This window comes from Vibrio genomosp. F10 str. ZF-129 (assembly GCF_000287055.2).
GTDB lineage: Bacteria > Pseudomonadota > Gammaproteobacteria > Enterobacterales > Vibrionaceae > Vibrio.
On record NZ_AJYQ02000030.1, the window covers coordinates 68,505 to 80,429 of the forward strand.

Consider the following 11,925-nt stretch of genomic DNA (forward strand, 5'->3'; position numbering starts at 1 on the left):
ACGTTATGCTGTTATCTCTAACCCACACATTGTATCTAAAAATGCATAATTACCAACTAATTTTAGCCTCAACTTCCCCATACAGGCAGGAACTCCTCAACAAGCTTTCAATTTCATTCACGACAGCCAAGCCCGATTGTGATGAAACTCCCCTACACAATGAAACGCCTCAACAGCTCGTGAGTCGGCTTGCGCAAAAAAAGGCCACCTCTTGCCTAACTGAGAGCCCAAGCCTAATTATAGGCAGCGATCAGGTTTGTGTTATCGACGGAAAGATTGTGGGTAAACCTTTGAACCGAGAAACCGCCATCCAGCAATTGACGGCTCAAAGTGGCAAGGTCATCACCTTCTACACTGGTCTCTCACTTTACAACTCGGTTACCCAATCTAGCCAAACCATTGTTGATGAGTTCCATGTCCATTTTCGACAACTAAATCGTGCGGAAATTGAAAACTATGTTGATAAAGAGCAGCCATTTTATTGCGCAGGCAGCTTCAAATGCGAAGGGTTAGGTATTGCACTGTTTGAACGATTAGAAGGAAAGGATCCCAATGCGCTTATCGGATTACCCTTAATCGAATTGATCACCATGCTGAAATCCGAAGGTTTTGAGGTCTTAGCCAGTTCTTGATTCTTTAGCCAACGGTTAATGGTTCAACCCATTATCGATGTACTGGTCAAGGATCAATATGATTACCCTGCCAGTATGTTCGCTAACCTAAAGTTACCTGTATCGCTCAATGTAAGCGCTGCTAATGAGAAATAAAAACACATTAGCAGCCTACTTAAGATTACTTGCTGTTTTTTAACGACTGAATCACACGTTCTAGCTTCGCTTCCATTGGAGCACTAATGTCGACCAGCTCTTCCGTCGATGGATGGATAAATTTAATGTTTGCTGCATGCAGGAATAATCGATCCAATCCACAATTCCCGGTGTAGGCATCAAAACGACGATCACCGTATCTGTCATCCCATGCAATTGGATGGCCAGCGTACTGAGTATGCACTCGAATCTGATGTGTGCGCCCTGTCACTGGGCTCGCTTGTATTAACGTCGCATCATCGAATTTTTCAAGTACTTTAAAGCGAGTTTCCGATGCTTTACCTGTCGGGTTCACTCGCACAATGCTATTCACTTCATTTTTCAACAAAGGTGCATTAATGACACGACAAGTTGATTTCCATTGGCCCATAACCAACGCGAAATAAAATTTCTTGACCGTCTTTTCTCGAAACTGTGCCTGAAGATGACGTAACGCCGATCGCTTTTTCGCAACCAGTAAAATACCCGACGTGTCCCGATCGATACGGTGAACCAACTCTAAGAAACGAGCTGTTGGTCTCAGCGCCCTTAATGCTTCAATCGCACCAAACTTTAAACCGCTTCCTCCGTGTACCGCCAAGCCTGATGGTTTATTTAAAACCAACAGATGCTCATCTTCATAAATGATATTACTTTCAAGTTGAGCCACCTTGTTAAGCTTGGTACTAATAACCGGCTCGTCGGTTTTCTCTTCAATGGTGACAGGAGGAATACGAACAATGTCCCCAGCCTGCAATTTATACTCAACTTTAACGCGTTTTTTATTTACTCGTACCTCTCCCTTTCGCACAATTCGGTAAACCATGCTTTTGGGGAGGTTTTTCAATTGGTTACGTAAGAAGTTATCTATACGCTGACCCGCCATGTCTTCATCGATATCGACAAACTGGACTTTAGTTCTAATTTCACTCATTTCGCTATTGTATCACTCAAACGCGCTATATTTCATATTTTCTTGCTTCATTTAAAGCACACCCAACTCACAAACATCACTCATTAACCCACGCCCTTACTGCTGTGGATAAAAAACAAACTGCCCTTTACTATTGCTTAGATTAAATGAGAAAAAGCACAGTAAAACAATCGATTATTTAATATCACCAGCCATTACTCTGGTTTTTTTTCACCTGTTTATAACAAAGCAGATTGCTGTGATTTCTTTGCGCTGCTATAGTTCACTGCTGCTATTAACGCTTTGATGATTATTTAAACAAAATCAAGCGCGATATCGCACAGTTAACTGAGTAGATTACTTTGTCCCGTAGTGCCGCACTTGGCGTAAGACTCTATTGAACTAAGTCAACTTATTGCCCTACTCGTCGTATTTTCATGTTGAGTATTCTCCGCAAATCGCGGGTCACAAGCTTGTTCGCTTGTGACAACTGACGTGCCCTTAGAGCATCCCCTCCAGCCGGGAGGCTGCACTTTTAGCCATGGGATCTGGCACCGTGAAAACGAACTAAAGCAATAAGCACAATCAATATAAAAAAAGATAACGAGATTATTAAATGAAAAGAATGTTAATAAACGCAACTCAAAAAGAAGAGTTGCGTGTTGCTTTGGTCGATGGACAGCGACTTTTCGATTTGGATATCGAAAGCCCAGGACACGAATCAAAGAAAGCAAATATCTATAAAGGCCGTATTACCCGTGTTGAACCAAGTTTAGAAGCTGCTTTTGTTGACTACGGTGCTGATAGACACGGATTCCTTCCTCTTAAAGAAATTGCTCGTGAGTACTTCCCCCAAGGTTACACCTACCAAGGTCGACCAAGCATCAAAGAAGTATTGAGAGAAGGGCAAGAAGTCATTGTTCAAGTTGAAAAAGAAGAGCGTGGCAGCAAAGGGGCTGCATTAACGACTTTTGTTTCACTTGCCGGTAGCTACCTTGTTTTAATGCCTAATAACCCTCGTGCTGGTGGTATTTCACGCCGAATCGAAGGCGATGAAAGAACTCAACTTAAAGCCGCACTAAGCACACTTGAACTTCCACAAGGTATGGGGCTGATTGTTCGTACTGCAGGTGTAGGTAAAAGCGCTGAAGAGCTTGAGTGGGATCTTAACGTATTACTCAACCACTGGGGCGCAATTAAACAGGCTTCAGACAGTAACTCTGCACCTTTCCTTATTCACCAAGAAAGTAACGTTATTGTACGTGCGATTCGTGACTACTTGCGTCGTGACATTGGCGAGATTCTTATCGATAGTAACACTATCTATGAGCGCGCCCTTGAGCATATTCGCTTAGTTCGACCAGACTTTGCTAGCCGTATTAAAAAGTACGACGGTGAAGTGCCACTATTTAGCCACTATCAAATTGAGAGCCAAATAGAATCGGCCTTCCAACGTGAAGTACGTCTTCCTTCTGGTGGTTCAATCGTTATTGACCCAACAGAAGCACTTACCTCTATCGATATTAACTCCGCTCGCGCTACGAAAGGTGGAGACATTGAAGAAACCGCTCTAAACACAAACCTTGAAGCGGCCGATGAAATTGCTCGTCAATTACGTCTACGTGACTTAGGTGGTCTTGTTGTTATCGATTTCATCGATATGACACCCGTTCGTAACCAGCGTGAAGTTGAGAATCGTTTGCGTGATGCCGTGCGCCTTGACAGAGCTCGTATCCAAATCGGTCGCATCTCTCGCTTTGGTCTTCTAGAGATGTCTCGTCAACGTTTGAGCCCATCACTAGCGGAAGCAAGCCACCACATTTGTCCTCGCTGTACAGGTACTGGTGTTGTTCGTGATAACGAATCGCTAGCACTATCTGTTCTACGTTTGATTGAAGAAGAAGCTCTGAAAGATAACACAGCGCAAGTACTTGCTGTTGTGCCTGTTCCAATTGCTTCTTACCTGCTGAACGAAAAACGTCGCTCAGTCAACCACATCGAGAAAAACCAAGAAGTTAAGATCACTGTTGTCCCTAACTCTGATATGGAAACGCCACACTTTGAGGTGATTCGTATCCGTGAAGGCGAAGAGTTTGATTTACTGTCTTACTTACTGCCTCAAAAGCTAGATGCTCTAAAAGAAGCAGAGAGCAAAGAACCTGTAGAGCAAGAAGTTAAACTGAGAAAGGTTGAAGAGCCAGCTCTAAAAGGCTTCGCTGCTCCTGCTCAATCAGCACCTACTCCGGCACCAGCGCCTAAGGCTGTTGAAGCAAAGAAAGAACCAGCAAAAGAAGAGGCTCAACCTGGCCTTATCTCTCGTCTATTTAAAGCACTAGGTGAATTTTTCTCTGGCCCTTCAGAAGAAGTTAAAGAAGAAGTCAAAGAAGAAAAGTCGACAGAAGAGCAGCGTCATCCTCGCCAACGTCGTAATCGCAACGATCAACGTCGTCGCAATAATCGTGATAATCGTGGTGACCGCAATAAGCGTAAGCCTGTGCGAGATGAGCAAGCCCCAGCGACCGAAAATGATGAAAAGGCGAGACAAGAACGTAAGCCTAATAATCGTAAGCCTAAGCAGGACCGTCGACCTAACCGTGACGATGCAAAAACATCGAAAGTGTTAGAACAAGGCCAGCAAATCGCTGCAGATGCTCAAAGTACCAAGCAAGACTCTGCCCCTGAAGCAAAAGCGCCGAAGACGAAAGAACGTCGTCAACGCCGTCCGCTAAAGAAACAGATTCGAGTAAATAGTCAGAATAAACCTCAACCTGTTGATGATGCTAAAGCTGCAGAAGTCGTAACCGCTGTTGCGGTCGCTGAAGCGGTAGAAGCCAATGTTGAAGTGAATGACGCAACACAAGAAGAGCAACCTAAACAACGTCGTAACCGTCGATCGCCTCGTCATTTACGAGCAAGCGGTCAACGCCGACGTCGTGGACGTGATCGTCGCCCTAACCCATTCCGCCTTCGCAAAGGTGGTGTTGCTTCTCCTGAGATGGCAATGGGTAAAGTGATGCCTCGCTATGATTTAGCCAAGCCTAAGCGTCAGTCGCAAGCTCAACCTGTTGAACCTGTGGTGGAAACCTCCGCAATTAAACTGTCTGGTTTTGCAATGCCTGAAATGGCGATGGGTAAAATCATCCTATGCTCAACGGCGAAAGCGAATACCGATGTCAAAGTTGAAGCGCCGGTGAAACTTGAAGCACCAGTAGTAGCGGAAGTTAAAGAAGTGGCAGCCAAAGTGGTTGAAGCAAACGTTGCCCCTGAAACTAAAACTGAGCCGCCTGTTAATGCCGAAACTGTTGCGCCAGTTGAGAAAGTCGAAACAATAGCTACTCCACAAGAAGCCAGTGTCGATTCGCCTAAACTCGAAGAAACCAAACCCGAAGAAGCTAAGTTCGAAGAAACCAAGCTTGAAGAAACAACAGTCAACGAAGAAGTCGCAGTTACTACTGAAACTGTGACTCAAGTTCAGCCTGTTGTAGGAAAAACCGGTCGTGTTAAAGCACACGCTACCTCAGCAATGACTAAGGCTCCAGGGCCTCAAGAAATTAAAGAGATTGAAGTGGTTTCTATGCCTCTAAAAACCGAACGCTACCAAGCAAAAGGCGCTGGCAGCCAAGTTGCACGTAGCCAAGCGGGCTCAGGAATGACGAAACCTCAAGGCTTCTAATACCTTTTAAAACGTAAAAAAGGCTGCTAACTCTTAGCAGCCTTTTTTTTCAATATTGAACAAGACATAAGTCAAGTTAATCTATACTAGGTTAATCATTGAACTTAATCACACTTTTCGGTAGCATGCGCCGATTCATACTTATCCGCACTCAAAATAGAATGTTTGTCTATCTCTGATTTTGCTCTATTTGTAACGAAGTGTTGTTTAAGGATAAACCCACAAGCAAAAATACTGAGTTAACATGTTTGAATTTCCACAGTTTTCTAAACACTCTGTAAAAAATGATGTCCTATCCGGGCTTACTGTTGCACTTGCACTGGTACCAGAAGCCGTAGCTTTTGCCTTTGTCGCGGGTGTCGACCCTATGGTTGGTTTATACGCGGCATTTATCGTTGGCCTTATTACTTCTATTTTTGGTGGACGACCTGGAATGATTTCCGGTGCAACAGGCGCAATGGCTGTTGTTATGGTCAGCCTAGTGGCAACTCATGGTGTCCAATACTTATTCGCCGCCATCATGCTTGCGGGTATATTTCAGATATCGGCAGGACTCTTTAAGCTAGGCAAATTTATTCGCATGGTTCCCCATCCCGTTATGATTGGTTTTGTTAATGGCCTTGCGATTGTTATTTTCCTTGCTCAGCTTGGACAATTTAAAACACCCGATGCTTCCGGTGCACTAACCTGGCTACCTCAAGGTGAAATGTTGCTTATGTTAGGACTTGTTGCACTAACCATGGCTATTATTCATTTTCTGCCTAAACTGACCACGGCGGTGCCATCTTCTCTGGTCGCGATCGTGACTGTCACTGTCCTAGTATCAATGCTGAACCTAGACACCAACACTGTAGTCGATTTCCTACGTACTATGTCTGGTGATGCGAATGCCACATTGGCCGGCTCTTTACCAACGTTCTCGATTCCAGCGGTACCATTTACATTCGAAACACTTCAAATCATCTTGCCTTATGCCATCATTCTTGCCGCCATTGGCTTAATTGAATCATTGCTTACGCTAACGGTTCTAGATGAAATGACCAATACACGTGGTCAATCTAACCGTGAGTGTGTTGGGCAAGGCATGGCAAATGTCACGTGTTCGGTATTCGGCGCAATGGGTGGTTGTGCGATGATTGGACAATCTATGATTAACGTTAATTCTGGTGGTCGTGGGCGACTTTCCGGAATCGTAGCGGCCGTTGCGCTGCTGGCGTTTATCTTGTTTGGTTCTGCTTTGATTGAAATGATTCCACTTGCAGCACTCGTCGGCGTTATGTTCATGGTCGTTATTGGCACGTTTGAGTGGGCTACATTTAAGCTTGCACGACGCGTTCCTAAACAAGACTTCTTTGTTATCGTCCTTGTTACGGTTGTGACGGTTCTTACCGACCTTGCGGTTGCCGTCGCCGTAGGTGTTGTGGTTTCTGCTTTAATGTTCGCTTGGGAGCATGCAAAGCATATTTACGCGAGCAGTAAACTCAACGATGAAGGCTCAAAGGTATATCATATCAACGGTCCAATTTTCTTTGGTTCTGCGGCTAACTTCCTTGAACTGTTTGATTTTAAAAATGATCCTGACGATGTTATCGTCGACTTTGCGAGTTCACGCGTAGCAGACCATTCAGCAATCGAAGCGATAGAAACACTAGCAGTTCGATATTCGACGCTTGGAAAGACATTACACTTACGTCACTTGAGCCCAGATTGTCGCGCGCTTCTTCACAAAGCAGGTAGTTTAGTTGAAATTAACGTTAAAGAAGATCCTAGCTATAAAGTAGCAACGGACGTTTTAGCTGGCTAATATTTAAATGCTTAGTGGAAAAACAAAAGGGTTTGCCAAACAACGGCAAACCCTTTTTCTATCCTAAACACCATGATAGTCGTTAAAAACACTAGTTTGCTTTACCCACTCATCATCAATTAAGAACAGTGTAACCACGGTTCGTCATGCAATTTCTCATTACCGTCTGCTGATTCTGTTCGTAGTCGGCTTGATTCTGACGACGGTCTCGGCTTCCACCAATAACTCCAGCGCCTAGGCCTACCGCAGCACCTTTCTTAGCACCCTCACTGCCAGAGCCTCCCGCAATAGCAACACCGGCTGACCCGATTGCCGCACCTTTCAAAGCGCCACCAACCGCACCACGAGAGCGAGTGTCTTTATTGACTTGATTAGACAGCTCTTCACATTGATGCTTATCATAAATATAGTCTTTCTCATCAACGCCGTTTTTATCGATGATAAGTTTCGCATGAACGTTTACAGAAAGTATTAGAGAAAGTGAAAGTAAGCCTACGCGTTTCATTGCCAGTTCCTATTGATCGTTTAGGGAGATAGGCCAAAGTGTATAAAGACTGAGCGAGAACAACTAGGAATATCCCTTATTCCAAAAAGTCACTTGCCAACCGAACTAGTTAAAATCCATAAAAAAACCCCAACCAAAAGGTCGGGGTTTGATCATCAACATTTCGTGCTAGCGAAACATCTTACAACGTCAGAAGTCTTACTTCTTTTTAGCTGGTTTGTCAGCTTTTTTCTTGCTTGCTGCTGTTTCTTCGGCTGCTTCACCTTCAACAAATGCTTTACCGTAGTAAGAAGCGATTAATACTTCTTTCAACTCATTGATCAATGGGTAACGTGGGTTAGCACCTGTACATTGGTCATCAAACGCATCTTCAGCAATTGAATCCACTTTCGCCATGAACTCCGCTTCGTTAACGCCAGCAGCTTGGATTGACAGTGGAATATCCATTGCAATTTTAAGCTCTTCTAACCAGTTAAGCAGCGCATTAACTTTAGTTTCAGTATTACCTTCACGGAAACCTAAATGCTCTGCAACTTCAGCGTAACGAGCACGTGCTTTAGGACGGTCGTACTGAGAGAACGCAGCTTGTTTCGTTGGGTTGTTAGTCGCATTGTAACGAACAGTGTTCGAGATTAACAATGCGTTCGCAAGACCGTGTGGAATGTGGAATTCAGCACCTAATTTATGCGCCATTGAGTGACACACACCTAGGAAAGACTGAGCAAAAGACATACCAGCGATAGTTGCTGCATTGTGCACTTTTTCACGGGCAATTGGATCTTTCTTACCGTTAGCGTAAGAGCTTGGCAAGTACTCTTTAAGCATCTTAAGTGCTTGCAGAGCGTGACCATCTGAGTATTCGTTTGCTAGAACTGAAACATAAGCTTCTAATGCGTGTGTAACGGCATCGTAACCACCGAATGCACATAGAGACTTAGGCATATCCATTACAAGGTTAGCATCAACAACAGCCATATTGGGCGTTAGTTCGTAATCTGCTAATGGGTATTTTTGACCTGTTTTTTCGTCAGTTACAACAGCGAATGGTGTCACTTCAGAGCCTGTACCAGAAGTTGTTGTGATACATACTAGTTCTGCTTTTGCACCCATTTTAGGGAACTTGTAAATACGTTTACGGATATCCATAAAGCGCATAGATAGATCTTCGAAATCTGTTTCTGGGTGCTCGTACATTACCCACATAATTTTCGCAGCATCCATTGGTGAACCACCACCAACCGCTAAGATAACATCAGGCTGGTAACTTGCACATGCTTCAGCACCAGCTTTAACTACCGCCAATGTTGGATCCGCTTCTACTTCATGGAATACTTCAACTTCCATGCCTTTTTCTTTTAGGATGGCACGTAGATCATCAATGTAACCGTTGTTAAATAAGAAACGGTCAGTAACGATGAGTGCACGTTTTTTACCTTCAAGGTCAGTCATTGCGATTGGTAGACAGCCGCGACGGAAGTAGATAGATTTTGGTAGTTTGTGCCACAACATATTTTCTGCTCGCTTAGCTACAATTTTCTTGTTGATAAGGTGCTTAGGACCTACGTTTTCAGAGATAGCGTTACCACCCCAAGAACCACAGCCTAGTGTCAATGAAGGAGCCAATTCGAAGTTGTAAAGGTCACCGATACCACCTTGAGATGAAGGCGTATTCACAAGAATACGTGCAGTCTTCATTTTGTCACCGAAGTACGCAATACGATCTTCGTTGTTGTCTTGGTCAGTGTAAAGTACTGAAGTATGGCCAACACCACCGATGTCTAATACGATACCTGCTTGACGTACAGCATCTTCAAAGTCTTTCGCTTTGAATAGGCCTAATGTTGGAGATAGTTTTTCATGAGCAAATTCGTCATCCCATGAAGCTTCTAAGCCTTCACCGATAAGAATTTTAGTTGACGTTGGTACTTTAACGCCTGCTAGCTCAGCAATCTTGTATGCTGGCTGACCTACGATTTTCGCGTTCAGTGCGCCATCGATAAGCAATACTTTACGTACTTTCTCTGCATCTGCCGTGTTTAGCACAACTGCGCCGTATTTTGCAAAACGAGCTTTAACTTCGTCGTAGATAGATTCAACAACAATCGCCGCTTGCTCAGAAGCACAAATAACGCCGTTATCGAATGTTTTAGACATTAAGATAGAAGATACAGCACGTTTGATATCTGCAGTTTCATCAATAACTACAGGCGTGTTACCTGCGCCAACACCGATAGCAGGTTTACCTGAAGAGTAAGCCGCTTTCACCATGCCTGGACCACCAGTTGCAAGGATCATGTTGATGTCGTCATGTTTCATCAGTGTGTTAGACAATTCAACTGAAGGTACGTCAATCCAACCAATAATGTCTTTTGGTGCACCCGCTTTAATTGCTGCGTCTAATACGATTTTAGCTGCGTAGTTAGTGGCATTCTTAGCGCGTGGGTGTGGAGAGAAGATACAACCATTACGTGTTTTAAGACAGATTAGTGCTTTAAAGATAGCGGTTGAAGTTGGGTTGGTCGTTGGAACGATCGCACAAACAATACCTAGTGGTTCAGCGATAGTAATCGTACCACCTTCATCGTTACGGTCGATGATGCCACACGTTAGTTCATCTTTATATTTATTGTAGATAAACTCAGAAGCAAAGTGGTTTTTGATAACTTTATCTTCCATGATACCCATGCCAGATTCAGTTGCCGCCATTTTAGCTAGTTCGATACGAGCTGTTGAAGCTGCTAGAGATGCTGCACGGAAGATTTCATCAACCTTCTCTTGTGGAAAGTTCGCAAATTCTTGTTGCGCCGCTTTTACACGAGCTACTAGAGCGTCTAGTTCAGCCAAGTTCGATACAGGCATAGTGGATCTCCTAAAATAAATAAATGTTAAAAACTTTTTATTAAGATTGCGCCGAGATGCTTAAAACTACTGTCAAGAAGCAATCCAATTGCACAGGCTTAGTAAATTGCTTTCAGGGCTGAGTATAATATTTCAGGCCATGAAAAAAATTGACTCAGATCAGTTCTCAAAAGGCAATTACCTACAAAGTAGCAGTTAAAACACCGAAAAAAACATAAGACACTGAAAACAAATGATTAAAAGCCATAAAATCAGTGATTAAAAATCACGCAGTCAGATAAATAAAACTAAATAACTTTCACAAAGCTGTAAAAAAGTTACATATTTCTATAATAAAGTACATTTAGTGTCACTTTTTACGTGCTACGAGCTTAAACGTTTTTGAGATAAATGTGGCATAAATGATAGAGATTTTTGTCATAAATGTGGGAATGCACTCAATTTTTTTCTTCGCGATTTAACTTTATCTTTGATTTCAATCTCTACTCTTTCGCTGTTCGGTCCATGAGATCGGATTACTTATTTTGTATGGAATAAGCAAAAAAAAATCATCTCGAACACAACATTACCGCTCGTACAAAAAAACAATTTACCCTAGAATCGCGGCAAATTATTTCACCCTATTTTACGGTTGCCGAGTTAGAACTATGACTTCATTCGAAATCGCCATTTTTTTACAGTTTTTTTTAGGATTGGTTGCTGCGGTGAATCCCGTTGGAATCATGCCCATTTTTGTTTCGTTGACGGGGCATATGACACCGGAAGAAAAAAACAAAACCGCACGAACAGCGAACATTGCTGTTGCTATGATTTTGATCGTATCACTGCTAGCAGGCCAAGTATTATTGGATATGTTTAGTATCTCTCTAGACTCATTTAGAGTGGCAGGCGGGCTACTGCTGCTTAGCATCGCTTTCTCAATGATGAGCGGAAAACTCGGCGAAGATAAGCAAAATAAACAAGAAAAGTCTGAGTATGTAAGTAAGGAACAAATTGGTGTCGTCCCCTTGGCCATGCCCCTGATGGCCGGCCCCGGTGCGATCAGTTCAACCATTGTTTATGGAGCCCGCTACCCAAGCACGCTTGATACGCTGGGCATCATTATTACCGTAGCCATCTTTTGCTGCTGCTCTTGGTTGCTATTTCGTTCAGCGCCTCTTATCGTGCGTTTTTTAGGGCAGACCGGTATCAATGTGATTACACGTATTATGGGGCTTATATTAGGTGCTTTAGGTATAGAGTTTATCGCAAACGGGCTAAGGAACTTATTTCCCGGATTAGCCTAGGGTGTGTTGATCTTTCAAGCTAATTTTTGCAGCAACTTGTTGGGTATTGAGACAAGGCAGAGGCTTAGATAGGTAGTTA

7 protein-coding genes are annotated in these 11,925 nt (G+C 43.4%); 4 read left to right on the forward strand and 3 right to left on the reverse strand.

The features are described 5' to 3' along the window. Positions 1–41: 41 nt before the first annotated feature. Entirely contained in the window at positions 42–632 is a 591-nt protein-coding gene (locus tag A1QO_RS04755) for a Maf family protein (protein WP_026026470.1), read from the forward strand. Positions 633–792: 160 nt separating this feature from the next. On the opposite strand, the gene rluC is transcribed toward A1QO_RS04755, so the two are convergent. Next, entirely contained in the window at positions 793–1,740 is a 948-nt protein-coding gene (rluC, locus tag A1QO_RS04760) for a 23S rRNA pseudouridine(955/2504/2580) synthase RluC (protein ID WP_017039553.1), read from the reverse strand. A 595-nt stretch (positions 1,741–2,335) separates the two neighbouring features. On the opposite strand from rluC, the gene rne reads away from it, so the two are divergent. Both rne and A1QO_RS04770 read left to right on the forward strand, forming a co-directional pair. Further along, the gene (gene rne, locus A1QO_RS04765; RefSeq protein ID WP_026027036.1) at positions 2,336–5,392 is read left to right on the forward strand and encodes a ribonuclease E; all 3,057 of its coding nucleotides are present in this window, start codon (positions 2,336–2,338) and stop codon (positions 5,390–5,392) included. A 244-nt stretch (positions 5,393–5,636) separates the two neighbouring features. After that, a complete protein-coding gene (locus tag A1QO_RS04770) occupies positions 5,637–7,196 on the forward strand; it encodes a SulP family inorganic anion transporter (RefSeq protein ID WP_017036969.1) in 1,560 nt (519 codons plus the stop codon). Between the two features lie 115 nt (positions 7,197–7,311). Here the strand turns inward: A1QO_RS04770 and A1QO_RS04775 are convergent, their stop codons facing one another. Together A1QO_RS04775 and adhE are read right to left on the reverse strand one after the other, a co-directional pair. Then, positions 7,312–7,701: a glycine zipper family protein gene (locus tag A1QO_RS04775; RefSeq protein ID WP_017040295.1), complete on the reverse strand. Its 390-nt coding sequence runs from the start codon at positions 7,699–7,701 to the stop codon at positions 7,312–7,314. A 198-nt stretch (positions 7,702–7,899) separates the two neighbouring features. Continuing rightward, the gene (gene adhE, locus A1QO_RS04780) at positions 7,900–10,560 is read right to left on the reverse strand and encodes a bifunctional acetaldehyde-CoA/alcohol dehydrogenase (protein WP_017035827.1); all 2,661 of its coding nucleotides are present in this window, start codon (positions 10,558–10,560) and stop codon (positions 7,900–7,902) included. 647 nt (positions 10,561–11,207) lie between these two features. On the opposite strand from adhE, the gene A1QO_RS04785 reads away from it, so the two are divergent. After that, the gene (locus A1QO_RS04785) at positions 11,208–11,846 is read left to right on the forward strand and encodes a YchE family NAAT transporter (protein WP_017035826.1); all 639 of its coding nucleotides are present in this window, start codon (positions 11,208–11,210) and stop codon (positions 11,844–11,846) included. Positions 11,847–11,925 lie beyond the last annotated feature (79 nt).

What these genes read in the sequence shown, in the direction of transcription:
- rluC (WP_017039553.1), bottom strand. Translation starts at nt 1,740, where the DNA reads ATGAGTGAAATTAGAACTAAAGTCCAGTTTGTCGATATCGATGAAGAC.
- A1QO_RS04755 (WP_026026470.1), top strand. Translation starts at nt 42, where the DNA reads ATGCATAATTACCAACTAATTTTAGCCTCAACTTCCCCATACAGGCAG.
- A1QO_RS04775 (WP_017040295.1), bottom strand. Translation starts at nt 7,701, where the DNA reads ATGAAACGCGTAGGCTTACTTTCACTTTCTCTAATACTTTCTGTAAAC.
- A1QO_RS04770 (WP_017036969.1), top strand. Translation starts at nt 5,637, where the DNA reads ATGTTTGAATTTCCACAGTTTTCTAAACACTCTGTAAAAAATGATGTC.
- rne (WP_026027036.1), top strand. Translation starts at nt 2,336, where the DNA reads ATGAAAAGAATGTTAATAAACGCAACTCAAAAAGAAGAGTTGCGTGTT.
- adhE (WP_017035827.1), bottom strand. Translation starts at nt 10,560, where the DNA reads ATGCCTGTATCGAACTTGGCTGAACTAGACGCTCTAGTAGCTCGTGTA.
- A1QO_RS04785 (WP_017035826.1), top strand. Translation starts at nt 11,208, where the DNA reads ATGACTTCATTCGAAATCGCCATTTTTTTACAGTTTTTTTTAGGATTG.